The sequence below is a fragment of the Sphingomonas sp. LH128 genome (genome assembly GCF_000293195.2).
Classification (GTDB): Bacteria; Pseudomonadota; Alphaproteobacteria; order Sphingomonadales; family Sphingomonadaceae; genus Novosphingobium; species Novosphingobium resinovorum_A.
Genome location: NZ_ALVC01000288.1, coordinates 21,610 through 43,160, shown reverse-complemented (window position 1 = coordinate 43,160; position 21,551 = coordinate 21,610). Strand labels below are relative to the sequence as shown.

Here is a 21,551-nt window from a genome sequence, read left to right as displayed (position 1 = left end):
TCTTGCCGGTGCCGGGCGGCCCCCACAGTATCATCGAGGACAGCCGCCCCGCTGCCACCATGCGCCCGATCGCGCCTTCGGGGCCGGTCAGGTGCTCCTGCCCCACAACCTCGGTCAGGTCGCGCGGGCGCAGGCGGTCGGCGAGGGGGGCGTCCTCGCGCAGTTCGTCAGGGGTCGACGGCGGCAGGTCATCGGCAAAAAGGTCGGCCATGAAAGGGTACTTAGCCATTCGCGGCGCGAATTGCATCGGCCTCGTCGCGGGAGTATCCTCGGGCACGGCAGGGAGAGGCGCGATGGCTACGACGGACAGATACGTGACGAGGCCGGGGTGGACCTTCTGGCTCATCGCGGTGCTGGCGGTGCTGTGGAATGCCTTCGGCTGCCTCGACTTCACGATGACGGCTTCGCGCAATCCGACTTATCTTGCGCAAGTCCCGCCCGAGATCATCGACTGGCTCGATTCCGCGCCGAGCTGGACGCTGGTGCCCTGGGCTCTGGGCGTGTGGGGCGGGCTGGCGGGAAGCCTGCTGCTGCTCGCGCGGTCGGGCTGGGCGGTGCCTGCCTTCGCGGTGTCGCTGGTCGGGCTGGCGGTGTCGCAGGCCTGGCAGTTCTCCGCCGGGATGCCGGAAAGCATGACCACGCCGGGGATGCTGGCGATGACTGCCTGCATCTGGGTCATCGCACTCGGGCTATTGTGGTTCGCCTGGGACAAGCGGCGCGCAGGCGTACTCCACTGAATTGAGTGACCGACACGGGAATGACGTTCCTTGCCCGCCGTCCACGCGGTATGGCAGCGGCGACGGGAGAGGGAATCACGACCATGCCACATCCGCTGGGTATCGAACTTTTGACGGTGCTCGGGCTCGGCCCGGTCGAGCACGTCACCCTGGCCGCCGACCTCGGCTGCAAGGCAGTGTCGATGGGCCTGAGCCAGTTGCCCGAACGCTTCAACCCGCATGGCTATGCCCCCTGGTCGCTGCGCGAGGATCCGGCCTTGCGGCGTGAACTGAAGGCGGTGCTCGCCGATCGCGGGATCGCCATCAGCATCGCCGAGGGCCTCGGCGTTTCCGTGGAACTGGACGCTGCCGAGCGGGCGGGCGACATGGACATCTTCGCCGATCTCGGCGCGCTGCGGGTCAATGCGGTGGACATGGGCGTGGAGCGCGGGCGCGCCTTCGACCAGCTCGCCGCGCTGGCGACGATGGCGGCCAAGCGCGGGATGGAGTTCTCGATCGAGTTCACGCCGGTCTTCACCATCCGCTCGCTGCCCGAGGCGCTGGAGGCGGTGGAGTACATCGGCGCGGGAAAGGCGACGGTGCTGATCGACACCATGCACTTCTTCCGCTCGGGTGGCACGGTGCGGCAGGTGGCGCAGCTCGACCCGGCGCTGATCGGGCATGTCCAGCTGAGCGACGTGCCGCGCAAGGGCGACGACGATTACATGACCGAGGCGATGAGCGGTCGCATGATCCCGGGGCAGGGGGAACTGCCCTTGCGCGAATTCGTCGAAGCCCTGCCGCGGGGGCAGGTGCTGGGGCTGGAAGTGCCGCTCATGGCCGCCGCCGCCAGCGGGCGCGACGTGCGCGACTACGTGGGAGAGATCGTGAAGCGCACGCGGGAATTTCTGGCCTAGCGTATTCCTCCCCGAGCAAGCTCGGGGAGAAACTAGGTTCGATCCAGCAGCATTTCGGCGCCCTTTTCGGCGATCATCATCGTTGGCGCATTGGTGTTGCCCGACGTGATCTTGGGCATCACCGAGGCATCGATGACGCGCAGACCGTCCAGTCCGATCACCCGCAACCGGCTATCGACCACGCTGCCCATCGCCGCCGTGCCGACCGGGTGGAAGATGGTGGTGCCGATCTCCGCCGCCGCGCGCTGCAGGTCTTCCTCGCTCTCGAACGCTGGGCCGGGGCGCACTTCCTCGGGACGGTAACGGGCCAGAGCGGGCTGCGACACGATGCCGCGCGTGATGCGGATCGCCTCGGCGGCGACGCGGCGGTCTTCCTCGGCGGAGAGGTAATTGGGCCGGATCGACGGTGCGGCTGCGGGATCGGCGGCGGTGATGCGGGTGCTGCCCCGGCTTTCCGGCCTGAGGTTGCAGACGCTGGCGGTGAACGCCGGAAACGGATCGAGCGCTCCCCCGAAGGCGGCAAGGCTCAGCGGCTGGACGTGGTACTCTAGGTTCGGCGTCGCATAACGCGCGTGGCTGCGGGTGAAGACGCCGAGCTGGCTGGGCGCCATCGCCATCGGTCCCGTCCGGCGCAGCGCATATTCCATGCCGATCAGCGCCTTGCCGAAGAGGTTGCTCGCCCGCGCATTGAGCGTCGCCACGCCCGAGACGCGGTAGGCGCAGCGCAGTTGCAGGTGGTCCTGCAGGTTGGCGCCGACCTCGGGCCGGTCGAGCACCGGCGCGATGCCGAGGTCCGCCAGCCGCGCCGCGTCGCCGATGCCGCTGCGCTCGAGGATCGCCGGCGAGCCGATCGCGCCCGCCGCCAGTACGACTTCGCCGGGGGTGAGCGCCACGCGCTGCTGGTTGCCGACAGAGTAGGCGACGCCGACCGCGCGGCCCGCCTCGACGATCACCCGGTCCACCACCGCGCCGGTCTCGACCTTCAGATTGCTGCGCGAGCGGACCGGCTTGAGGAAGGCGTCGGCCGCGCTCCAGCGCCAGCCGCCCCGCTGGGTCACCTGGAAGAAGCCCGCGCCCTCGTTGTCGCCGGTGTTGAAGTCGGTGGAATGCGGGATGCCGTGTTGTCCGCAAGCGTCGCGGAAGGCTTCGAGGATGTCCCAGCGCAGGCGCTGCTTCTCGACCCGGATCTCGCCGCCGCCGCCGTGGAACGGGCTGGCGCCCTCGTAATGGTCTTCGGCGCGGGTGAAGTAGGGCAGCACGTCGTCCCAGCCCCAGCCGAGGTTGCCCGCCTGCCGCCAGCCGTCGTAGTCGGCGGCCTGTCCGCGCATGTAGATCATGCCGTTGATCGACGAGCAGCCGCCCAGCACGCGCCCGCGCGGATACTTGAGCGCACGGCCGCCGAGCCCTTCCTCTGCCTCGGTGGACAGGCACCAGTCGGTGCGCGGGTTGCCGATGCAGTAGAGGTAGCCCACCGGCACCCGGATCCAGATGTAGTCGTCCTTGCCGCCTGCCTCCAGCAGCAGCACGCGCGTTTCCGGATCGGCGCTCAGCCGGTTGGCAAGGACGCAGCCCGCGCTGCCCCCGCCGACGATGATATAGTCGAACTCTCCCATCCTGCAGGGCTATGCCGTGATTGGGGCGCGATCAAGCACGCGCTTTGGACAGGTGAATGCCGTGGATCATTGCACGCCGGGGCGATGCCGGCTTGGATTCCGGCCAAGAATCTTGCCGGAGAGGGCAGGCGAACCCACCATGACCGCAGGAGACGAGGAGAAAAGCACCATGGCGACACCCGCGATCGGCAGGCTGGGCATATGGTCGATGGAGATGCGCTTCGGCGACAAGGCGCAGTCGAACGGGGCGGCGGCGCAGCTCGATGCGCTGGGTTATGGAGCGCTGTGGATTCCCGGCGGTATCGACGACGGTGCCCCGGCCGAGGTCGAGCGGCTGCTGGCAGTGACCTCGCGCATGACCATCGCCACCGGCATCCTCAACATCTGGAAGCACGATCCGGAGGAACTGGCGGCCTGGTTCCTCGCGCTGCCGCAGGAGTGGCGGGCGCGTACGCTGATCGGCCTCGGCATCAGCCATGGCCCGCTCATCGGCGAGAGCTGGGGCAAGCCTCTGGAGGTGACGGCGGCCTTCCTCGACCGGCTCGCCGCCGCCGGGATGCCGCGCGACAACCTGTGTCTCGCCGCACTCGGGCCGAAGATGGTGGCGCTTTCGGGCGAGCGGACCGCCGGGGCGCATCCCTATCTGGCGACGCCCGAGCACTCGCGCCGCGCCCGCGCGATACTCGGCCCGGAACCTCTGCTGGCGCCCGAACAGGGCGTGGTGCTGGAAGCCGATCCGGCCAAGGCCCGCGAATTGGCGGTGGAGGCGCTGGAGCACTATCGACGGCTTCCCAACTATCGCAACAACTGGGTGCGACTGGGCTTCAGCGAAGGGGAGATCGAGGCGCTGGACGACCGCCTGCTCGATGCCCTTTTCGCGATCGGCGGGGTGGAGGCGGCGGCGCGGCGGGTCGCGGCGCACCTCGATGCGGGAGCCGACCACGTCTGTCTTCAGGTCATCGCCGGGCCGAGGGGCGGCAGCTTCGACCAGCTGCTGCCGCAATGGCGTGAGCTGGCAGAGGCGCTGGCTTGAATTTCGCCCGCAAGGTAAGCGCGCTGTTAACGAGTTGGCAACGGATTGTGCCTAATCCCTGTCGGCACAGGAGACGGTGGTTTCGGCCACCGGATTGACAGGAGCCGCCGGCGAGCCGGATGGACCGATCGTCGGGGGGCGAATGGTCCGAATCCGGGGTGGGAACGCAGCTTTCGAGCACGTTCAATTACCGCCTTCGACGACGGCTCCTGGCATTTCCCGTCACTCTTCCCAAGCCTGTCGTCAGCTTCCCAGCGCGTGCTGTTCCGCAGTTACCGGCGTACTGCTTGGCCGGTCGGACAAAGCACGGGCGATCCAAATGGTCGACATCGCCAGCACCACCAGCACCAGGCTGACGATCAGCACATAGCGAACGATATGCGGCGTAGAGCCCCCGCGTGCTTCGTCATCGTCGAGATGAACTTCGTCACCGGAACGATACATGACTGCTCTCCCGTCGGCCCGACGGTGGCCTTTATGGCCGCATTATCGATTCGGGCCGTCTGTTGGAACGAGGATGGGCGCGGGAAAGTTCCCCAGAGTTCAACTTGCGTGATGGGATGTGAGGTGCAGCAGTTGCAGAGTGCGTTCGTCCCTTCGCCCCTGGCAGAAGGCATCGAGGGCGTGGGCGAATTGTCCGGCGCCATCGGTGCCCATGGCGGCAAGCTCGAACAGGGTCATCGAACTGGCGAACTTCATCGCATCGACCGCGCCGAGGATGCCCGTGGCGCTGCGCCTTCCCGCCCAGCCCAGCATGAGACGAGTCGTTTCGTCGAGCCTCTGGCGAAGTACAGGATGGCTCAGATAACGCCGCGCTTCGTCGAGCGTCTCCACGGCGTAGCGGCGTGCCATCGGGCTGGAGCCCAGCCCGGCGACTTGCGGGAACACGAACCACATCCAGTGCGTGCGCTTTTCGCCGTGGGCAAGTTCGGCGCGGACTTCACCGAAGATGGCGTCCTGCGCGGTGACGAAGCGCTCCAGGTTCATCATGCGTCGTGCAGTTCGGACCCGCGCTTTAGGGCGCGGCCGCCGTCAGGCTGCTCGACAAGGTATGCGGGGTTTTCAGACGTTCCGACTCGCACGATGCGCTTGCCTTCGATCGTGCGGCTGACGCGGCGTTCAAAACGTTCGGCGATGTGGCCGGTCGCGGTGCCGGTGCCCCAATTCCAGCTGACCTGCGCTCCCTTGCGGAAGGTGGCGGTCATTGCGTCTGGTCTTGCTGCTGCGCTACCGCCTTTTCGGTATCGGCGTGGCCGCCGGTCTCAGGCGTGGTCAGCGCGCCAGTGAGCCAGATGGCCGACAGCGCGATGATCACGAGGGCGAGGCTGATGAGGAGGACGTAGCGCACGACGCCGGACGTCTCGCCACTACGGGCTTCCTCTTTGTCGAGATGGACTTCCTGTCCTCGGGTTTCCATGGCGTGCTCCGAAGGCGGCCGGTTGCGGCCCTTTGCCTTCGTCAACACGCCGGGACGGGCGAATGTTCCGCCGCCCGTCCCGCGTCTGCGCGGCTTAGTCGCGCAGGAGTTCGTTGATGCCGGTCTTCGAGCGGGTCTGCGCGTCCACGGTCTTGACGATCACGGCGCAGTAGAGCGACGGGCCGGGGGTGCCGTCCGGCAGCGGCTTGCCGGGCATCGCGCCGGGGACGACCACGGCGTAAGGCGGCACGCGGCCGATGTGGACTTCGCCGGTCGCACGGTCGACGATCTTGGTCGAGGCGCCGATGAACACGCCCATCGACAGCACCGCGCCTTCGCCCACGATCACGCCCTCGGCCACTTCCGAACGGGCGCCGATGAAGGCGCCGTCCTCGATGATGACCGGGCCGGCCTGCAGCGGCTCAAGCACGCCGCCGATGCCCGCGCCGCCCGAGATGTGGACGTTCTTTCCGATCTGCGCGCACGAACCGACGGTCGCCCAGGTATCGACCATGGTGCCTTCGCCGACGTAGGCGCCGAGGTTGACGAACGACGGCATGAGGACCACGCCCTTCGAGATGTGGGCGCTGCGGCGCACCACGGCGCCGGGGACCACGCGCACGCCTGCCGCCTTGAAGCGGGCATCGTCCCAGCCCGCGAACTTGAGCGGCACCTTGTCGTAGGCAGGGGCCCCGGCGGCGCCGTATTCGACCACGGCGTTGTCGTTCAGGCGGAACGAGAGCAGCACCGCCTTCTTGAGCCACTGGTTGACAACCCACTCACCGTCCACCTTCTCGGCGACGCGGGCCTGGCCCGAATCGAGCAGTTCCAGCGCCTCGTCGACGATCTTGCGCACATCCGCGCTCGCGGGGGTGACGGTGTCGCGTGCGTCGAACGCGGCTTCGATCTGGGCGGCGAGGCCAGAATTGAGGTTGGACATTGGCTGGTCTCCGGAAGGGATGAAACTGTCGCGGCGCGGCCTAGAGGGAGTTGGGGCGCGGGGCAAGGTTATCGTCGTCCCGGACTTGATCCGGGACCGCTGGCCATGAACAGCCCATCTTGCTGAACGCGCCTGCAACCTATCGCCTAAAGACAGCCAGCGGTCCCGGATCAAGTCCGGGACGACGACTGTTGTTTCCTCAATCGTCCGGCTGCATCAGTTCCCGTACGAACCCGATCAGCCCCGTCTGCCTTGCGCGGCGCAGGCGTTCGGCGTGAAGGATCTTCTTCACTTCCTCGAAGCAGCTGGCGATGTCGTCGTTGACCACGACATAATCATAACCGTCCCAGTGGCTGATCTCCGAGCGTGCGCGCTCCATGCGGCCGTGAATCACTTCAGCGCTGTCCGTGCCGCGGCCGGTCAGGCGGCGGCGCAGCTCCTCGATGCTGGGGGGGAGCAGGAACACGCGCACGACGTCACGCTCCAGCTTCTGATAGAGCTGCTGCGTGCCCTGCCAGTCGATGTCGAACATGTAGTCGACGCCGTCCTTGAGGCCCGCCTTCACCTGGGCCTTGGGGGTGCCGTAGCTCTGGCCGAAGACGGTGGCCCACTCCAGGAACTCGCCCGCCTCGACCATGGCGTCGAACTGCTCGTGGGTGATGAAGTGGTAGTGCTCGCCGTCGATCTCGCCGGGGCGGGGCTGGCGGGTGGTGCAGGACACCGAGTTGCGCAGTTGCGGATCGTGCTCCAGCAACATACGCGCGATCGTCGTCTTACCCGCGCCCGAGGGGGAGGACAGGATGAACATGAGGCCGCGCCGGGCGAGCGTGCCGGTGGTGTCGGGAGAAGGAGTGGACTGGACCATGGCCCCCGATGCCGATGGTTGGCGCGGGAATCAAGGGAGAAGGCCCACCCCGTCCGGCTAAGACCGCTTCGCGGCCAAGCCTTCCGGCCCTCCCGCAAGCGGGAGGGCGTACGTTTCTTCTCCCCTCCCGCTTGCGGGAGGGGCCGGGGGTGGGTTCTTTCGGCCTTCAGGCCTCTTCCGCACCGTCCTCGGCCATGTCCTGCAACTGCGCCGCGCCCTCGGCGCGCGCCTGCCGGGCGCGGCTGCGATCGTAGAGCGTCTTGGCCACCAGCGCTCCGCCGATGACCACCGCCCCCGGCACCGAACTTAGCGCGACTCGGGCCAGCGCGCCGTGCAGCAGGGTTTCGGCCACCGTGCGCCCCTTGAGGATCGACTTGGCCTTTTTCGGCGAGTAGCTGGCGCCCAGCACGCCGCGCTCCATGCTGCGGCGCATGATGGTCGTCGCGGTGCGAAGGGCGATGTCAGCGATGATGAGGTTGGTGGCGGGGTTCGGGCTCGGCCCGTGCAGTTCCCCGCCGTTGTCGGCCAGCGTCTTCAGCCCCTTTGCTGGGGCTGCCACGACGCTGGCGGCCTTCCTGGCGCTATCTTTCAGAACCGTTGCCATTTTTCGCCCTGCTCTACCGGGCGAGCCCGGTTACTTCTTCTTGCCGAAATCCACCGAGACGACGTTGGAGCCGTCTTCGCTGGGAGTAATGCGCGACGCCACATCGCGTTCCGCATCGTTCTCGGCCGGGGCGGGCTCGTCGGCCTCGTCATCGACCATGGCCTGGAACTGCAGGCCGAAGTCCACCGCCGGATCGACGAAGGCGGTGATCGCCGAGAAGGGAATGTCCAGCTTGGCGGGCATGGCGTTGAACGAGAGGCTGACGGTGAAGCCGTTCTCCGAGACGCCCAGATCCCAGAACTTGTTCTGGAGCACGATCGTCATCTCGTCCGGGAACCGGGCACGCAGGTCGGCGGGGATGCTGACCCCGGGAGCGCCGGTCTTGAAGGTGATGTAGAAGTGGTGGCCGCCCGGAAGCACGCCGCCGGAGCTTTCGACCTGGCCGAGAACACGGCCGACGACGGCGCGCAGGGCCTCCTGCACGATCTCGTCGTAAGGGATCAGGCTGTCTGTGGTATCGTTCATCGCGCCCTACGTGCTCATGGTTCTCCGGCCGGTCAAGCGTGTTTGGGTGGAAAATAGCATGTCGGGCCGGGTTTTCCCTAGCTCGAAGCACTTGCGACCGAAGATTGCTATATAAACGCCCGACGCGCATTCTTGTGCCGCGACCGAATTGATTCCGGCGCGTACAGGTATATAGGCACGGGCCATGCGTACCGCCTCGATCATCCGCAAGACCCATGAGACCGACATCGCCGTGGAGGTGAACCTCGACGGCACCGGGGCCTATGACGTGTCCACCGGCATCGGCTTCCTCGACCACATGATCGAGCAGTTCAGCCGCCACTCGCTGATCGACATCAAGTGCCACATCAAGGGCGACCTCCATGTCGACCAGCACCACACGACCGAGGACAGCGCCATCGCCATCGGCCAGGCCATCACCCAGGCGCTGGGCGACAAGGCGGGCATCGGCCGCTACGGCGACGTGAACTCGCCGATGGACGAGGCGCTGAGCCGCGTGTCGCTCGACATTTCGGGTCGTCCCTACCTCGTGTGGAAGGCCGCATTCACCCAGGACAAGCTGGGCGAGTTCGACACCGAGATGGTCGAGCACTGGTTCCACTCGATCGCGCAGGCGGTGGGCATCACCCTGCACATCGAACTGCTTTACGGCTCGAACAACCACCACATCTGCGAAGGCATCTTCAAGGGCTTTGCCCGCGCCATGCGCAGCGCGGTGGAACTGGACCCGCGCAAGGGGGGGGCGATCCCCTCGACCAAGGGCATCCTCGGGCAGGCGAGCCTCTGATGGCGATCTTCATCCTCAACCTCACTTACGTCACCACTGACATTGCCGAGGTGGATGCCCTGCTGGCCGATCACCTCGCATGGCTGGAAGCCGGGCGCGGGAAGGGGCACTTCCTCGCCTGGGGCCGCAAGGTGCCGCGCGAAGGCGGCGCGATCATCGCGAAGGGCGATAGCCGCGAAGCCGTCGAGGCATTGGCGGCCACCGATCCGTTCATCGGGGGCGGCGTGGCGAAAGTGGACGTGATCGAATGGGTGCCGACCTTCCTCGGCGAAGGGCTGGAGGCTCTGGCCCAATGACCCTCGCGCTGATCGACTACGGCGCGGGCAACCTGCACTCGGTCGCCAATGCGCTGCGAGCGGCGGGGGCCGAGGACGTGGCGATCACCGCGAACCCCGACGTCGTGCGCGCGGCTGACCGCATCGTCCTGCCGGGTGTCGGCTCGTTCCGCGCCTGCGCAGAGGGGCTCTGGGGCATCCACGGCATGGTCGAGGCGATGACCGAGCGTGTCCATGTCGGCGGGGCGCCGTTCCTCGGCATTTGCGTCGGCATGCAGCTTCTCGCCACGCGCGGGCTGGAACACGGCGTGACGCGTGGCCTCGACTGGATCGAGGGGCAGGTGCAGCGCATCGAGCGCACCGATCCCGAGATCAAGATCCCGCACATGGGCTGGAACGACGTGAACCTCGGCCGCAAGGATCCGGCGCAGGGCCTGATCGATCCGGGTGAGGCGTACTTCCTGCACTCGTATCACTTCCAGCCCGATGACGGCGCGACCGTTGCTGCGATGACCGACCACGGCGGCGGTCTTGTCGCGGCGGTGGCCAAGGACAATGTCGTTGGCGTGCAGTTCCACCCGGAAAAGAGCCAGGGCTACGGGCTGTCGCTGCTGGCGCGGTTCCTGGAATGGAAGCCGTAGCGTCTTGCCGCCGGGGCTTCGACAAAGCTCAGCCTGAGCGGATTCAGGGTGGTGCTTCAAGAAACCCGCGATTTACACTAACCCCGCTCAGGCTGAGCTTGTCGAAGCCCGCGCGCCGCTCTCAGACCCTCAGGACTGCATCATGATCGTCTTCCCCGCCATCGACCTCAAGCAAGGGCAGGTCGTGCGCCTCGCCGAAGGCGACATGGACCGCGCCACCGTCTACGGCGACAACCCCGCCGCGCAGGCGATGCTGTTCGCCGAGGCCGGATCGCAGTTCCTCCACGTCGTCGACCTCGACGGCTCCTTCGCGGGCCGCGCCGAGAACCGCGAGGCAGTGGAAGCCATCCTCGAAGTGTTCCCCGGCCACGTCCAGCTCGGCGGCGGCATCCGCACGCCCGAGGCCGTGGCAGGCTGGTTCGACCTTGGCGTCAGCCGCGTGGTCATGGGCACCGCCGCACTCAAGGACCCGCAGTTCGTCAAGGACATGGCGAAGGAGTTCCCCGGCGGCATCGTCGTCGCGGTGGACGCGCGCGACGGCATGGTCGCGACCGAGGGCTGGGCCGAAGTCTCCGACGTCTCGATCGTCGACATGGCCCGCCGCTTCGAGGACGCAGGGGTAGCTTCGCTGCTGTTCACCGACATCGGCCGTGACGGTCTGCTCAAGGGCGTCAACATCGACGCCACCGTCGATCTCGCCCGGCGCACCGACCTGCCGGTGATCGCATCGGGCGGCGTGAAGGGGCTCGACGACATTCGCCTGCTGGCGCTCCACGCCAAGGACGGGATCGAGGGCGTCATTACCGGCCGCGCGCTTTACGACGGCCGCCTCGACCTCGCCGCCGCGATCCAGTTTGCGGAGCGCGAGGGGTGAACGAAAATCGCCTCATGGCGGTACTGGCGTTCGTCATCTTCGTGCCGGCCGCGATCTTCGCGTTTCGCGACTGGCGCGAGGGCAAGGCGCGGTTGATGCTGTTCAGCCGTGCGCGTAATCCGATTTTGACGACAAAAGCCGCCGATCCGCGCAAGTTTGCGCTCTACACGGCGTTCAATGTCGCTTTGTGTGGAGTTGTGGCGATCTTTGCCGTGCTGCTGTTCTTCAAGCCGGAGTAAGCCGAATGACCGTGCGAATCCGCGTAATTCCGTGCCTCGACGTCCGTGACGGACGGGTGGTGAAGGGCGTCAACTTCGTCGACCTCAAGGACGCCGGAGACCCCGTCGAACAGGCCCGCGCCTACGACGCGGCGGGCGCTGACGAGCTGTGTTTCCTCGATATTTCCGCCAGCCACGAAGGCCGCGGCACCCTGCTCGACGTGGTCCAGCGCACCGCCGAAGTCTGCTTCATGCCCCTCACCGTCGGCGGCGGCGTCCGCACGGCCGACGACGCCCGCGCGCTGCTTCTGGCGGGCGCGGACAAGGTCGCGGTGAACTCCGCGGCCGTCTCGCGCCCTGAAGTGGTGGCCGATATCGCCGAGAAATTCGGCTCGCAATGCATCGTCGCTTCGGTCGACGCGCGGCAGGTTTCGCCCGGAAAGTGGGAGATCTTCACCCACGGCGGCCGCAAGGCGACCGGCATCGACGCGCTGGAACATGCGATCAAGCTGGCCGACTACGGCGCGGGCGAACTGCTCGTCACCTCGATGGACGGCGACGGCACCCAGAACGGCTACGACCTCGCCCTGACCCGCATGATTGCGGAGGCCGTGTCGGTCCCGGTGGTGGCGAGTGGCGGCGTCGGCAATCTCGATCACCTCGTGGCAGGCGTAACCGAGGGCAAGGCGAGCGCGGTGCTGGCCGCCTCGATCTTCCACTTCGGCAAGCACACCATCGCCGAGGCGCACTCGGCGCTGCGAGCGGCAGGGATCCCTGCGCGCGGGTGAAGGCACGCCAAGGTTAACGGCTCATGGTTAGCCGAATGCGACTAACGGAGTGAACCACATCGGGACAACCCCGGATCGGCGCTTGCTGCAGCGCACCCGGTGGCCGATGGCAAAATCTAGGCCATCGGATCAACAGGAGGATTCGCGGTGCCCGCGTTGAAATTCATTCCGGCGTTCGTCGCGACTTTCGTTGCGCCGGTTCCCGCCTATGCCGCAGGGGGCATCCCGCTTCCCGAACCCAGCAGCATGCTGCTCCTTGGCCTTGGCGTCGTCGGCGTCGCCGTGGGCCGCAAGCTGTCGTCCAAGCGCGGCGAGGACTGACGCGCTCTTGACCGCGCGGCCCCTGCACCGCATGGGCAGGGCATGAGCAGCCTCGACACTCTCGCACGCCTCGAAGCCACGATCGCCGAGCGCCGCGCGGCCGATCCCGATTCCAGCTATGTCGCGAAGCTCAACGCCAGGGGCCTGCGCAAGATCGCGCAGAAGCTGGGCGAGGAGGCCACCGAAACCGTGATCGCGGCGCTGACCGAGGATCACAAGGCGCTGGTCGGAGAGGCGGCGGACCTCATCTTCCACCTCATGGTCCTGCTCGGCGCCAAGGACGTGCCGCTGGCCGACGTGCTCGCCGAACTGGACCGCCGCGAAGGTGTCTCGGGGATCGCCGAGAAAGCTGCACGCCCGAAGGACTGAACCGGAGAACCCGATGCCCATCGATCCGAAGCTGCCTTACGACGACAACAACGTCTTCGCGAAGATCCTGCGCGGCGAACTGCCGTGCTCGAAGGTCTACGAGGACGACCATGCGCTCGCCTTCAACGACATTCGCCCGCAGGCGCCGGTCCATGTGCTGGTGATCCCCAAGGGCGCCTACGTCTCGTGGGACGATTTCACCGCCAAGGCCGATGACGCCGAGATCGCGGGCTTCATGCGCGCGGTGGGCAATGTGACGCGGCAGTTGGAACTCGACGGGCCGGGCTATCGCCTCATGGTGAACATGGGCACCAACGGCCATCAGGAAGTGCCGCATCTGCATGTGCACATCTTCGGTGGGCGCCAGTTCTTCCAGATGATCGGGGAATAGGGCCTTTTGCCCAACCCGTCCGGCTAATTCGCTGCGCTCATAAGCCTCCCGGCCCTCCCGCGAGCGGGAGGGCGTAGCGCCGGTCTCTCATTCCCCTCCCGTGTGCGGGAGGGGGCAGGGGTGGGCACTTCCACCGCTGTCCACCGAAAATTTACCCCGCAATACAGCCTCCAAGGCCGGTTCCTGCGCTCCCGGGGTTGAAGTCGCCCTGCTCCCCGTTACACAACCGCCCGGAATGACGGACGCACCATCCTCCCCCCTCATGCCTCAATCGGGCGTGATCGACGGCAAAGTCCACCGCTACCCCTTGCGCGTGTTCTACGAGGACACCGACGCGGGCGGAGTGGTCTATCACGCCAACTACTTGCGCTGGTTCGAACGTGCCCGCTCCGACCTGCTCGACGTGCTCGGCATCGACCAGCGCGCCTCGCTGGAGGCGGGCACCGGACTCTACACCGTGGCCGAGGCGAACTTGCGCTACCTCTCGCCCGCGCGGCTGGGCGATACCGTCATCATCGAAACCTGGGCCGAAAGCACCGGCCGCGTCGCCAGTGTGCTGCGACAGGTCGCATTGCGGGGTGATGTCAGGCTATGCGAGGCGGCCGTAAAGGTCGCGTTCATCAGCCCTGAAGGACGACCGCGCCGACAGCCCGATGCCTGGCAACAGGCTTTCGCCACACTTGAACCCATCGCCGCTCCGGCCCCGGAAGGACCAGAATGACGCTCGACCTGCTCGCCTCGACCATCAGCTTCGCCGGTGACGACAACCATCTCAACCCGGTGAAACTGTTCCTCGATGCCGACATCGTGGTGCAGGCGATCATGGCCGGGCTGGTCCTCGCCAGCGTGTGGGTATGGATGATCATCGTCACCTTCATCGTGCGCATGGGGGCGATCAGCCGCCGCTGCGACGAGTACGAGGAAGGCTTCTGGGAGGCCCAGAACTTCGACACCTACCAGAAGGAGCGCAAGCGCGGCGACGTGCCGATGGGCAAGGTCGCAGGCGCGGGCCTTGGCGAATTCAAGCGCAACGTCGGCCCCGGCATCGATGCCGAGGGTGCCCGCCAGCGCATCGCCACGATCCTCAATTCCTCGGTGGGCGAGGAAGCGGACAAGCTCTCCGACCGTCTGAACTTCCTGGCAACCGTCGGTTCGGTGGCGCCCTTCGTCGGCCTGTTCGGCACGGTGTGGGGCATCATGAAGAGCTTCTTCGATATCGGCCAGCAGCAGAATTCCTCGCTCGCGGTCGTCGCACCGGGCATTTCGGAGGCGCTGTTCGCCACTGCCATCGGCCTGTTCGCGGCGATCCCGGCGGTCATCGCCTACAACCGTTTCTCGCATAAGGTGAACGGCTTCGAGGCCCGCCTGCAGCGCTTCGCCGATCACCTCCACGCCGCCCTTACGCGCCAGCTGGAGCAGCGCTGATGGCGATGGGGATGTCCGGAGGCGGCGGACGTCGGCGTCGCGAACGCGGCGGTCGCGGCCCCATGGCCGAGATCAACGTCACGCCGCTCGTCGACGTGATGCTGGTGCTGCTGATCATCTTCATGGTCACCGCGCCGCTGCTGAAGGCGGCGGTGCCGATCGAACTGCCCGAAAGCCGCGCCAAGGCGATGAGCGAGGAGCAGGGCCAGATCACCATCACCCTGCGCCGCGACGGCGCGGTATTCTACGAGCAGGACGAACTCGCGTCCGGCGAACTGCCCGAGCGTCTGGCCTCCACGCCCGCCGGTCCCGACGGCAAGCCGCCGCTGGTGACGCTGCGCGCCGACAAGGCGCTCGACTATGGCCGGGTGATGGAAGTCATGGGCGAACTCAACCGCGCAGGCTTCACCTCGATCTCGCTGGTTACCGATGTCAGCGGCGGTTAAGGCGCGCCGGGTAGGGTCGGTCTGATGGCGGTACTGGGTGTGCGCAAGGATGAGAGGGTCGGCCTCGTCGTCGCCGTGCTGTTGCACGGCGCGGTGCTGGCCGCGATCCTGTACAGCCCGCGCTCGAACAACGTGGTCAAGCCGCCCGAGCGTATCGAGGTGACGATCAGCGACGAGGTCGCGGCGACCTCGACTGCCCCGAATCCCGGCGAGGCGTCTCCGGACAAGAGCCCGGAACTGGGCCAGCCCGCGCCGGCGGCAGCGCCGCCCCCGCCCGAACCTGCGGCTGCGCCGGAGCCCGAACCGGCTCCCGCTCCGGAGCCCGCCCCGCGCGTGGTGGAAAAGCCCAAGCCTGAGCCGAAACCCGAGCCCAAGCCGGTTCCGAAGCCGAAACCCAAGCCGGTGGAGAAGCCCAAGCCCGCTCCCCCCAAGCCGACTCCGCCCAAAGCGAAGCCGACGCCGCCCAAGCCTGCGGCAAAGCCCGCGCCCAAGGCGCCGCCGCGCAAGTCGAGCGCGATCGACGACATTGTTCGCAAGCCTTCGCCCCAACCCGCGGCGAAGCCTGCGACAAGGCCCGCGACCAAGCCCGCCACCGCAGGGCAGTCTTCGGGATCGAGCAATTCGGCGACGCCGCCGAAGAAGGCGGGCACCAGTGCTTTCGACGATGCATTCAAGCCGGGCACGCCGGGCGCCACTTCCAGCGCGCCCAAGCCGACCGGCACGCCTGCGTCCGAGATCGGTCCTTCGGCCCGCTCGGCGCTGGGCGCTGCGATCAACCGGCAGCTCAAGCCGCACTGGCAGGCGCCGCAGGGCGCCGACGTCGAACTGCTGACCACCAAGGTCCGCTTCCGCCTCAACCGCGACGGCAGCCTTGCCGGTGCGCCTGAGGTGATCGGCACCAGCGGCGTCAACGCCTCCAACCGCGCGCAGGTGGAACGCCATCAGGAACAGGCCGTGCGTGCGGTAAGGCTTGCGGCGCCATTCAACTTGCCCGACGATCTCTACGAGGGCTGGAAGGTCGTCACGACCACGTTTGACAGAAGGCTATCGCAATGAAGATAACCCGTGTTCTCGCCTTGGGATTGATGCTTACGACGAGTGTGGCGGTATCGGGTACGGCCTTCGCGCAAGGCGCCCCGGCACCCGTGGTGAACGCGCCGCCCCCGCAGGACGGTGGCCTCGAGGTTACGGTGTCCGACGACAGTGCGTGGAACGACCTCGGCATCGCCATCACCACCTTCGCCACCGATCAGGACGTGCCGACCCGCACCAATGCGGGCACGACCGGCCAGCTCGGCCGTGCGCTGGCGCAAGTCGTCGCGGGCGATCTCAAGAACAACGGCCTGTTCAAGCCCTCCGGCCCCGACGGCCTGCCGCAGCCCGCTTATGGCCAGATTCAGGCGCCGGACTACACGCCATGGGCCGCGCGCAGCGCCGACATGCTGGTGCAGGGCTTCGTGCGCGCAGGCGCCGACGGCAACCTCACCATCGGCTGCTATCTCTACGACGTGCAGCTCAAGCAGCAGCTGGTGAAGGGCGGCTGGCAGGTTCCCCCGTCCGACTGGCGCCGCGCCGCGCACAAGTGCGCCGACATGGTTTATTCGCGCCTCTCGGGCGAAAGCCCGTTCTTCGATTCCAAGATCGCCTACATCGCCGAGACCGGTCCCAAGGACCATCGCATGAAGCGCCTTGCGATCATGGATTCGGACGGGGCCAACCACCGATTCCTGACCAGCGGCCAGTCGATGGCGCTCACCCCGCGCTATTCGCCGGACTACAGCAAGATCATGTACCTGTCCTACCTCAACGGACAGCCGAGCATCTACGCCTACGACCTCGCGACCGACCGCCAGACGCTGATCGCCCGCACCGGTGCGCCAACGCTGGCGCCGCGCTGGTCGCCGGACGGCAAGTGGGTGCTCTATTCGATGGCCAAGGGCGGCACGACCGACATCTACCGCATCTCCTCGGCAGGCGGCGGCACCCCGCAGCGCCTGACCAACGGCCCCGGAATCAACATCGGCGGATCCTATTCCCCCGACGGCTCGCAGATCGTGTTCGAGAGCGACCGCTCGGGCAGTCAGCAGGTCTACGTTATGAATTCGGACGGTTCGAACCAGCGCCGGATCAGCTTCTTCGGCGGCCGCGCGGCAACCCCGGAATGGAGCCCGCGCGGCGACCAGATCGCCTTCACGCACATCGCGGGCAACTTGCGCGTCGCGGTGATGAGCCCGAGCGGCGGCGGCATGCGCCACCTCACCGATTCGTGGCAGGACGAGGCGCCGACGTGGTCGCCTAACGGCCGCATCGTGCAGTTCTTCCGCACGACCAAGAGCACCGGCCTCGCCTCGATCTGGCAGGTCGACCTCACCGGCCGCAACGAGCGCAAGCTGCCGACCCCGGTGGGCGCCTCGGATCCGGCCTGGGGTCCGATCCGCCCCTGATTTGCGGGCGAATGCAGCAAGTTGGCGTCCCCGGCGAAATCCGGGGCCGTTTTCTCGCATTCAGGTTGCCCGACGTTCATCTTGACTGTGTAGAGAATTGAACGGAACCATCACACCATGCCGCCCATTCAACAGGCCAGTCGTATCATGGCGGCGACATAGGAGATTGCCGATGCCTTCTTCCCTCTCATCCATGCGCATCACCCGCGTCGGCGCGACGGCGCTGGTCGTGGCCGGCGCTCTTGCCATCTCGGCTTGCGGCAAGAAGGCTCCGGCCCAGCTTCCGCCCGATCCCGGCCCGGCGACCAGCACCGACACCGGCCAGTCGAGCGGCGGCTACGGCATGGCCCAGCCCGGCAGCCAGGCGGACTTCGTCGCCAAGATGATGGGCGCGGACACGATCTACTTCGCCCTCGACGAATCGACCGTCGATGCGCAGGATCAGGCGTCTCTCGCCAAGCAGGCGCAGTGGTTGCAGCAGTACCCCAACAAGCGCGCCACGATCGAGGGCCACTGTGACGAGCGCGGCACCCGCGAATACAACATCGCGCTGGGTGAACGCCGCGCCAACGCCGCCAAGAATTATCTGGCGAGCCTGGGCATCGACCCCTCGCGCATCACCACCGTCAGCTACGGCAAGGAGCGCCCGATCGCGCTCGGTTCGGACGAGGCTTCGTGGGCGCAGAACCGCCGCGCGGTGACCGTCACCATCGATTGATGCCGATCCCGGCGCGCGGGCGTGCCCTGCGCGCCGGATTGATATTTTTGCGTCAGACGGGGGTTGCGTCCCCGTCGAGTCGCAGCGTATCGCCGATCTGATGAGCCGCGCACGCCGATCCGCAGACTGGGGTTTTCCGCGCTGGCGCGGCTATGGCAGCGCGCGCGAGGCCGTGGAAGTACGCCTGTGCGATCGCCACGGCTGCAACGATCGCGGCGAGTGCCCCGCTCCCAAGAGCCCCAACAGCCCCGATCGCTGGATGTTCTGCCAGAAGCACGCGGCGGAATACAACTCGGGCTGGGACTACTTCGCCGGGCTGGACGCCGAGGAAGCCGCCGCGCGTGAAGCGAGCGAGCAGGCCGAGACTTCCGGCTACAAGGAAGCGCAGCACTATGGTTGGGGCGGCTCGGGCGATGGCTCGCGCAGCCGGGATGAACTGCGGGCGCTGGAAGCGCTGGGCCTCGATCCCGATGCGGATTTCGATGCGGTGCGCAAGGCGTGGCGCACCAGGGCCAAGGAAGTCCACCCGGACGTGAAGCCCAATGATGCGGAGGCGGCGAAGGCGTTCCAGACTTACCAGCTCGCCTATGAAGTCCTGCGCGCGGCGGAAGAACGCCGTGAGTGGAAGGGCTGAGCGGCGGCTTTTCGCTCACGGGGCTTCGACAAGCTCAGCCTTAGCGCAGTTGATGGTATCGGATTAAGCCGCCCTTCGTCATTGCTTCGCTTCGCTCGCAATGACGATTGGAGGTATGATCATGGCGCTCTGCCGTCTCGAAGCCCCATCCTCAAACGACAAAGGGCGCGGCCATCGGCCACGCCCCTCGTTTGCGTCGAAACCGACAGCTATCGCTTACTTCGGCGACAGCACCATCAGCATCTGGCGGCCTTCCATGCGCGGATAGGCTTCGATCTTGGCGATCTCTTCCACATCCTGCTGCACACGGCGCAGGAGGTCCATGCCAAGCTGCTGGTGCGAAAGCTCGCGACCACGGAAGCGTAACGTCACCTTGACCTTGTCGCCGTCCTCGATGAAGCGCACGACATTGCGCATCTTCGTGTCGTAGTCATGGTCGTCGATGTTCGGACGCATCTTGATCTCTTTGATCTCCTGCGTCTTCTGCGTCTTTCGAGCGGCGTTTGCCTTCTTCTGCGCCTCGTAACGGTACTTGCCCACGTCGAGGAACTTGCACACCGGCGGATCGGCGTTCGGGGAGACTTCGACGAGATCGAGACCGACCTCGGCTGCCTGCTCGATCGCCTGGCGCGTGTACATGACGCCCAGGTTCTCGCCCTCATGGTCGATAACGCGGACCTTGTCCGACTGGATCATGTTATTGTAGCGCGGTCCACTCTTGACCGGTGGCGTCATCATGCGCCGGGGTGGGGGTGCTATATGCGTTCTCCTGAGTCGTTACAGTCGACGTGGCTGGATTCGGCGGTCATTAATGCGATTCGTCCTCGCGCGCAAAGCGCGATTTCACGAGATTGCAGATGGAACGCCCCGACCGGAAAACCGGCCTTGCGCGCCATATAGGTATTCAGGCCGCTTTGCGCCAGAGCGGATAGCGTATCAACTGCCCGCGAGCAGGCACCAGCGCCTCGATCGCATCGGCCGGCTGAAGCGCGGACAGGATTGCCGGATCGGCCGCATTCATACCGCCGGTCAGTGCTCCGAAGGCCGGCAGGATCAGCCGTTTCTCGCTGCGCACCGCACAAGGGCGCGCAATCCGCCGCCCGCGCGCCTCGATCATCAGGCGCGGATGGAAGTGGCCCGAGACTTCCGCTTCGCATGTGCCCGGCAAAGCCTGGTGGCGCAGGGCAAGGCCTGCCAGCATCAGTTCCTCGACTCGGGTGCCACCTGCCTCGGCGCCCAGATGCGGGTCGTGATTGCCGGTGATCCATACCCAGTCGAGCGCGCGGGTCAGCGCGGCGAGCATCCCGGCGGCGTGCGGCTCCAGCCGGTCCGGTCCGGCGCTGTCGTGGAAATTGTCTCCCAGTGCGAAGACCCGCCGCGCGCCGGTGGTCCGCACTGCCGAGGCAAGCCGTTCCAGCGTCTCGCGGCTGTCGTAGGGGGGCAGCATCTGGCCGGTGCGGGCGAAGAAGCTGGCCTTCTCCAGATGGAGGTCGGCGACCAGCAGCGCCTGTTCGCGCGGCCAGTAAAGCGCGCAGGCACCCCGCATGGCGCCGTCCACCAGAACCATCTCCTGACCGCAGAACGAAAAGGGAACCATGGCTTTTCCTTGCCGCAGCTTGTCCGATTTGGCAAGCGCCGTGCGAAGCGAAGGGTGCCACGTTGCGGCAACCTGCCATGAGGACACGGATGACGGACTGGACCCCCTACACGACGCGCGCCAGCGACTGGTTCCGCACCTTGCGCGATCGCATTTGCGCTGAATTCGAGGCGATCGAGCGCGAGGGGGGCTCCGATGCGGTGTTCGGCTACACGCCCTGGCAGCGCGCCGCCGTGGAGGGTGCCGAAGACAAACAGGGCGGCGAAACCGGCGGTGGCACACGCGGGCTCATGAAAGGGCGTGTGTTCGAGAAGGTCGGCGTCAACATCTCGACCGTCTCGGGCGGATTGGCCAAGGACTTCGCCGCGACCATCAACGGGGCCTCGGCCGAGAACAACGGCTTCACCGCGACCGGTATCAGCCTCGTTGCGCACATGGCGAACCCGCATGTCCCGGCGGTTCACATGAACACGCGCTTCCTGACGACGACCAGGGCGTGGTTCGGCGGCGGCGCCGATCTCAACCCGCCATTGCCCTATGAGGAGGACACTGCCGAGTTCCATGCGGAATTCAAGGCCGCCTGCGACGCCCACGGCGCCGATTATTACGACCGCTTCAGGGCCTGGGCGGACGAGTATTTCTACATCCCTCACCGCAAGGTCCATCGCGGCGTCGGCGGCATCTTCTACGACCACCTCGAATGCGGCGACGAAGCCGCGTGGGAGGCGAACTTCGCCTTCACCAAGGCGGTGGGCGAGGCATTCCTTGCGGTGTTCCCCCGGCTGGTGCGCCGCCGCATGGGCATGGACTTCACCCCCGCCGACAAGGCGCAGCAGCTGGAATGGCGCGGGCGCTATGCCGAATTCAACCTCGTCTATGACCGGGGCACGCTGTTCGGCCTGAAGACCGGCGGCAATATCGACGCGATCCTGATGAGTCTGCCGCCCGAAGCGACCTGGAGCTGACGCAGCCGACCGGCGGAAAAGGCGTTGT

At 66.8% G+C, this 21,551-nt stretch carries 31 protein-coding genes and 1 pseudogene; 20 read left to right on the top strand and 12 right to left on the bottom strand.

Annotated features, from left to right (window positions below):
• Positions 1-211 (bottom strand): annotated as a pseudogene (locus LH128_RS21535) (replication-associated recombination protein A); the annotation flags it as partial.
• 82 nt (positions 212-293) lie between these two features.
• Here LH128_RS21535 and LH128_RS21530 point away from each other — a divergent pair.
• Together LH128_RS21530 and LH128_RS21525 are read left to right on the top strand one after the other, a co-directional pair.
• Positions 294-737, top strand: coding sequence for a hypothetical protein (locus tag LH128_RS21530; RefSeq protein ID WP_008831801.1), 444 nt, complete (start codon positions 294-296; stop codon positions 735-737).
• Between the two features lie 83 nt (positions 738-820).
• Positions 821-1,633 carry a sugar phosphate isomerase/epimerase family protein gene (locus tag LH128_RS21525; RefSeq protein WP_008831800.1) on the top strand — a complete coding sequence of 271 codons (813 nt, stop codon included), beginning with the start codon at positions 821-823 and terminating at the stop codon, positions 1,631-1,633.
• Between the two features lie 32 nt (positions 1,634-1,665).
• On the opposite strand, the gene LH128_RS21520 is transcribed toward LH128_RS21525, so the two are convergent.
• On the bottom strand, positions 1,666-3,246 hold the full coding sequence (locus tag LH128_RS21520) for a GMC family oxidoreductase (protein WP_008831799.1): 1,581 nt from the start codon (positions 3,244-3,246) through the stop codon (positions 1,666-1,668).
• A gap of 139 nt (positions 3,247-3,385) precedes the next feature.
• Between LH128_RS21520 and LH128_RS21515 the strand changes: the two genes are divergently transcribed.
• Positions 3,386-4,279: a TIGR03620 family F420-dependent LLM class oxidoreductase gene (locus LH128_RS21515; RefSeq protein WP_327195236.1), complete on the top strand. Its 894-nt coding sequence runs from the start codon at positions 3,386-3,388 to the stop codon at positions 4,277-4,279.
• A gap of 243 nt (positions 4,280-4,522) precedes the next feature.
• On the opposite strand, the gene LH128_RS21510 is transcribed toward LH128_RS21515, so the two are convergent.
• From LH128_RS21510 to LH128_RS21475, 8 genes are all read right to left on the bottom strand, one after another.
• Entirely contained in the window at positions 4,523-4,723 is a 201-nt protein-coding gene (locus LH128_RS21510) for a hypothetical protein (protein ID WP_008831797.1), read from the bottom strand.
• 99 nt (positions 4,724-4,822) lie between these two features.
• Positions 4,823-5,269 carry a DUF1810 domain-containing protein gene (locus LH128_RS21505; protein WP_008831796.1) on the bottom strand — a complete coding sequence of 149 codons (447 nt, stop codon included), beginning with the start codon at positions 5,267-5,269 and terminating at the stop codon, positions 4,823-4,825.
• Positions 5,266-5,484, bottom strand: coding sequence for a DUF2945 domain-containing protein (locus tag LH128_RS21500; protein WP_008831795.1), 219 nt, complete (start codon positions 5,482-5,484; stop codon positions 5,266-5,268). Before LH128_RS21500 ends, LH128_RS21505 begins: the two co-directional genes overlap by 4 nt.
• Entirely contained in the window at positions 5,481-5,696 is a 216-nt protein-coding gene (locus LH128_RS21495; protein WP_036528160.1) for a hypothetical protein, read from the bottom strand. Before LH128_RS21495 ends, LH128_RS21500 begins: the two co-directional genes overlap by 4 nt.
• A 94-nt stretch (positions 5,697-5,790) precedes the next feature.
• The gene (gene dapD / locus LH128_RS21490) at positions 5,791-6,636 is read right to left on the bottom strand and encodes a 2,3,4,5-tetrahydropyridine-2,6-dicarboxylate N-succinyltransferase (protein ID WP_008831793.1); all 846 of its coding nucleotides are present in this window, start codon (positions 6,634-6,636) and stop codon (positions 5,791-5,793) included.
• 199 nt (positions 6,637-6,835) lie between these two features.
• Entirely contained in the window at positions 6,836-7,501 is a 666-nt protein-coding gene (gmk, locus tag LH128_RS21485) for a guanylate kinase (RefSeq protein WP_008831792.1), read from the bottom strand.
• A gap of 166 nt (positions 7,502-7,667) precedes the next feature.
• Positions 7,668-8,105: a hypothetical protein gene (locus LH128_RS21480; RefSeq protein WP_008831791.1), complete on the bottom strand. Its 438-nt coding sequence runs from the start codon at positions 8,103-8,105 to the stop codon at positions 7,668-7,670.
• A 30-nt stretch (positions 8,106-8,135) separates the two neighbouring features.
• Positions 8,136-8,630: an SspB family protein gene (locus LH128_RS21475; protein WP_008831790.1), complete on the bottom strand. Its 495-nt coding sequence runs from the start codon at positions 8,628-8,630 to the stop codon at positions 8,136-8,138.
• A 184-nt stretch (positions 8,631-8,814) separates the two neighbouring features.
• On the opposite strand from LH128_RS21475, the gene hisB reads away from it, so the two are divergent.
• The 16 genes from hisB (at position 8,815) to LH128_RS21395 (ending at position 18,961) form a co-directional block, all read left to right on the top strand.
• Positions 8,815-9,417 carry an imidazoleglycerol-phosphate dehydratase HisB gene (gene hisB, locus LH128_RS21470; RefSeq protein ID WP_008831789.1) on the top strand — a complete coding sequence of 201 codons (603 nt, stop codon included), beginning with the start codon at positions 8,815-8,817 and terminating at the stop codon, positions 9,415-9,417.
• Complete coding sequence (locus LH128_RS21465; protein ID WP_008831788.1) at positions 9,417-9,713, top strand: YciI family protein; 297 nt, start codon at positions 9,417-9,419, stop codon at positions 9,711-9,713. The genes hisB and LH128_RS21465 overlap by 1 nt, the downstream gene beginning before the upstream one ends.
• A complete protein-coding gene (hisH, locus tag LH128_RS21460; protein WP_008831787.1) occupies positions 9,710-10,333 on the top strand; it encodes an imidazole glycerol phosphate synthase subunit HisH in 624 nt (207 codons plus the stop codon). Before LH128_RS21465 ends, hisH begins: the two co-directional genes overlap by 4 nt.
• Positions 10,334-10,475: 142 nt before the next feature.
• Positions 10,476-11,207: a 1-(5-phosphoribosyl)-5-[(5-phosphoribosylamino)methylideneamino]imidazole-4-carboxamide isomerase gene (gene hisA, locus LH128_RS21455; RefSeq protein ID WP_008831786.1), complete on the top strand. Its 732-nt coding sequence runs from the start codon at positions 10,476-10,478 to the stop codon at positions 11,205-11,207.
• 14 nt (positions 11,208-11,221) lie between these two features.
• Positions 11,222-11,446: a hypothetical protein gene (locus LH128_RS21450; RefSeq protein ID WP_231958071.1), complete on the top strand. Its 225-nt coding sequence runs from the start codon at positions 11,222-11,224 to the stop codon at positions 11,444-11,446.
• A 5-nt stretch (positions 11,447-11,451) separates the two neighbouring features.
• Positions 11,452-12,213 carry an imidazole glycerol phosphate synthase subunit HisF gene (gene hisF / locus LH128_RS21445; protein ID WP_008831784.1) on the top strand — a complete coding sequence of 254 codons (762 nt, stop codon included), beginning with the start codon at positions 11,452-11,454 and terminating at the stop codon, positions 12,211-12,213.
• Positions 12,214-12,360: 147 nt separating this feature from the next.
• Positions 12,361-12,534, top strand: a complete 174-nt coding sequence (locus tag LH128_RS21440; RefSeq protein WP_036528112.1) for a PEP-CTERM sorting domain-containing protein — start codon at positions 12,361-12,363, stop codon at positions 12,532-12,534.
• 42 nt (positions 12,535-12,576) lie between these two features.
• Positions 12,577-12,903 carry a phosphoribosyl-ATP diphosphatase gene (locus tag LH128_RS21435; protein ID WP_008831783.1) on the top strand — a complete coding sequence of 109 codons (327 nt, stop codon included), beginning with the start codon at positions 12,577-12,579 and terminating at the stop codon, positions 12,901-12,903.
• Positions 12,904-12,916: 13 nt separating this feature from the next.
• Positions 12,917-13,294 carry a histidine triad nucleotide-binding protein gene (locus tag LH128_RS21430; RefSeq protein WP_008831782.1) on the top strand — a complete coding sequence of 126 codons (378 nt, stop codon included), beginning with the start codon at positions 12,917-12,919 and terminating at the stop codon, positions 13,292-13,294.
• 235 nt (positions 13,295-13,529) lie between these two features.
• Positions 13,530-14,015, top strand: a complete 486-nt coding sequence (locus LH128_RS21425; RefSeq protein WP_036528113.1) for a YbgC/FadM family acyl-CoA thioesterase — start codon at positions 13,530-13,532, stop codon at positions 14,013-14,015.
• The gene (gene tolQ / locus LH128_RS21420; RefSeq protein WP_008831780.1) at positions 14,012-14,719 is read left to right on the top strand and encodes a protein TolQ; all 708 of its coding nucleotides are present in this window, start codon (positions 14,012-14,014) and stop codon (positions 14,717-14,719) included. Before LH128_RS21425 ends, tolQ begins: the two co-directional genes overlap by 4 nt.
• A complete protein-coding gene (locus LH128_RS21415; protein WP_008831779.1) occupies positions 14,719-15,165 on the top strand; it encodes an ExbD/TolR family protein in 447 nt (148 codons plus the stop codon). The genes tolQ and LH128_RS21415 overlap by 1 nt, the downstream gene beginning before the upstream one ends.
• Before the next feature lie 24 nt (positions 15,166-15,189).
• On the top strand, positions 15,190-16,221 hold the full coding sequence (locus LH128_RS21410; protein WP_008831778.1) for a hypothetical protein: 1,032 nt from the start codon (positions 15,190-15,192) through the stop codon (positions 16,219-16,221).
• On the top strand, positions 16,218-17,609 hold the full coding sequence (gene tolB / locus LH128_RS21405; protein ID WP_008831777.1) for a Tol-Pal system beta propeller repeat protein TolB: 1,392 nt from the start codon (positions 16,218-16,220) through the stop codon (positions 17,607-17,609). Before LH128_RS21410 ends, tolB begins: the two co-directional genes overlap by 4 nt.
• A gap of 172 nt (positions 17,610-17,781) precedes the next feature.
• A complete protein-coding gene (gene pal / locus LH128_RS21400) occupies positions 17,782-18,327 on the top strand; it encodes a peptidoglycan-associated lipoprotein Pal (protein WP_008831776.1) in 546 nt (181 codons plus the stop codon).
• Between the two features lie 100 nt (positions 18,328-18,427).
• Positions 18,428-18,961 carry a J domain-containing protein gene (locus tag LH128_RS21395; protein ID WP_008831775.1) on the top strand — a complete coding sequence of 178 codons (534 nt, stop codon included), beginning with the start codon at positions 18,428-18,430 and terminating at the stop codon, positions 18,959-18,961.
• A gap of 216 nt (positions 18,962-19,177) precedes the next feature.
• Here LH128_RS21395 and infC read toward each other — a convergent pair whose 3' ends face one another.
• On the bottom strand, positions 19,178-19,699 hold the full coding sequence (gene infC / locus LH128_RS21390) for a translation initiation factor IF-3 (RefSeq protein ID WP_036528118.1): 522 nt from the start codon (positions 19,697-19,699) through the stop codon (positions 19,178-19,180).
• A 166-nt stretch (positions 19,700-19,865) separates the two neighbouring features.
• Positions 19,866-20,558, bottom strand: a complete 693-nt coding sequence (pdeM, locus tag LH128_RS21385; RefSeq protein WP_008831773.1) for a ligase-associated DNA damage response endonuclease PdeM — start codon at positions 20,556-20,558, stop codon at positions 19,866-19,868.
• An 89-nt stretch (positions 20,559-20,647) separates the two neighbouring features.
• Here pdeM and hemF point away from each other — a divergent pair, with 89 nt between their 5' ends.
• On the top strand, positions 20,648-21,523 hold the full coding sequence (gene hemF / locus LH128_RS21380; protein WP_008831772.1) for an oxygen-dependent coproporphyrinogen oxidase: 876 nt from the start codon (positions 20,648-20,650) through the stop codon (positions 21,521-21,523).
• Positions 21,524-21,551 lie beyond the last annotated feature (28 nt).

What these genes read in the sequence shown, in the direction of transcription:
- pal (WP_008831776.1), top strand. Translation starts at nt 17,782, where the DNA reads ATGCCTTCTTCCCTCTCATCCATGCGCATCACCCGCGTCGGCGCGACG.
- LH128_RS21435 (WP_008831783.1), top strand. Translation starts at nt 12,577, where the DNA reads ATGAGCAGCCTCGACACTCTCGCACGCCTCGAAGCCACGATCGCCGAG.
- LH128_RS21530 (WP_008831801.1), top strand. Translation starts at nt 294, where the DNA reads ATGGCTACGACGGACAGATACGTGACGAGGCCGGGGTGGACCTTCTGG.
- LH128_RS21480 (WP_008831791.1), bottom strand. Translation starts at nt 8,105, where the DNA reads ATGGCAACGGTTCTGAAAGATAGCGCCAGGAAGGCCGCCAGCGTCGTG.
- tolQ (WP_008831780.1), top strand. Translation starts at nt 14,012, where the DNA reads ATGACGCTCGACCTGCTCGCCTCGACCATCAGCTTCGCCGGTGACGAC.
- LH128_RS21415 (WP_008831779.1), top strand. Translation starts at nt 14,719, where the DNA reads ATGGCGATGGGGATGTCCGGAGGCGGCGGACGTCGGCGTCGCGAACGC.
- LH128_RS21525 (WP_008831800.1), top strand. Translation starts at nt 821, where the DNA reads ATGCCACATCCGCTGGGTATCGAACTTTTGACGGTGCTCGGGCTCGGC.
- LH128_RS21500 (WP_008831795.1), bottom strand. Translation starts at nt 5,484, where the DNA reads ATGACCGCCACCTTCCGCAAGGGAGCGCAGGTCAGCTGGAATTGGGGC.
- hisF (WP_008831784.1), top strand. Translation starts at nt 11,452, where the DNA reads ATGACCGTGCGAATCCGCGTAATTCCGTGCCTCGACGTCCGTGACGGA.
- LH128_RS21410 (WP_008831778.1), top strand. Translation starts at nt 15,190, where the DNA reads ATGGCGGTACTGGGTGTGCGCAAGGATGAGAGGGTCGGCCTCGTCGTC.
- LH128_RS21515 (WP_327195236.1), top strand. Translation starts at nt 3,386, where the DNA reads ATGACCGCAGGAGACGAGGAGAAAAGCACCATGGCGACACCCGCGATC.
- LH128_RS21450 (WP_231958071.1), top strand. Translation starts at nt 11,222, where the DNA reads ATGGCGGTACTGGCGTTCGTCATCTTCGTGCCGGCCGCGATCTTCGCG.
- LH128_RS21430 (WP_008831782.1), top strand. Translation starts at nt 12,917, where the DNA reads ATGCCCATCGATCCGAAGCTGCCTTACGACGACAACAACGTCTTCGCG.
- hisH (WP_008831787.1), top strand. Translation starts at nt 9,710, where the DNA reads ATGACCCTCGCGCTGATCGACTACGGCGCGGGCAACCTGCACTCGGTC.
- LH128_RS21505 (WP_008831796.1), bottom strand. Translation starts at nt 5,269, where the DNA reads ATGATGAACCTGGAGCGCTTCGTCACCGCGCAGGACGCCATCTTCGGT.
- LH128_RS21475 (WP_008831790.1), bottom strand. Translation starts at nt 8,630, where the DNA reads ATGAACGATACCACAGACAGCCTGATCCCTTACGACGAGATCGTGCAG.
- tolB (WP_008831777.1), top strand. Translation starts at nt 16,218, where the DNA reads ATGAAGATAACCCGTGTTCTCGCCTTGGGATTGATGCTTACGACGAGT.
- dapD (WP_008831793.1), bottom strand. Translation starts at nt 6,636, where the DNA reads ATGTCCAACCTCAATTCTGGCCTCGCCGCCCAGATCGAAGCCGCGTTC.
- hemF (WP_008831772.1), top strand. Translation starts at nt 20,648, where the DNA reads ATGACGGACTGGACCCCCTACACGACGCGCGCCAGCGACTGGTTCCGC.
- LH128_RS21520 (WP_008831799.1), bottom strand. Translation starts at nt 3,246, where the DNA reads ATGGGAGAGTTCGACTATATCATCGTCGGCGGGGGCAGCGCGGGCTGC.
- gmk (WP_008831792.1), bottom strand. Translation starts at nt 7,501, where the DNA reads ATGGTCCAGTCCACTCCTTCTCCCGACACCACCGGCACGCTCGCCCGG.
- hisB (WP_008831789.1), top strand. Translation starts at nt 8,815, where the DNA reads ATGCGTACCGCCTCGATCATCCGCAAGACCCATGAGACCGACATCGCC.
- pdeM (WP_008831773.1), bottom strand. Translation starts at nt 20,558, where the DNA reads ATGGTTCCCTTTTCGTTCTGCGGTCAGGAGATGGTTCTGGTGGACGGC.
- LH128_RS21425 (WP_036528113.1), top strand. Translation starts at nt 13,530, where the DNA reads ATGACGGACGCACCATCCTCCCCCCTCATGCCTCAATCGGGCGTGATC.
- hisA (WP_008831786.1), top strand. Translation starts at nt 10,476, where the DNA reads ATGATCGTCTTCCCCGCCATCGACCTCAAGCAAGGGCAGGTCGTGCGC.
- LH128_RS21395 (WP_008831775.1), top strand. Translation starts at nt 18,428, where the DNA reads ATGAGCCGCGCACGCCGATCCGCAGACTGGGGTTTTCCGCGCTGGCGC.
- infC (WP_036528118.1), bottom strand. Translation starts at nt 19,699, where the DNA reads ATGATGACGCCACCGGTCAAGAGTGGACCGCGCTACAATAACATGATC.
- LH128_RS21510 (WP_008831797.1), bottom strand. Translation starts at nt 4,723, where the DNA reads ATGTATCGTTCCGGTGACGAAGTTCATCTCGACGATGACGAAGCACGC.
- LH128_RS21495 (WP_036528160.1), bottom strand. Translation starts at nt 5,696, where the DNA reads ATGGAAACCCGAGGACAGGAAGTCCATCTCGACAAAGAGGAAGCCCGT.
- LH128_RS21465 (WP_008831788.1), top strand. Translation starts at nt 9,417, where the DNA reads ATGGCGATCTTCATCCTCAACCTCACTTACGTCACCACTGACATTGCC.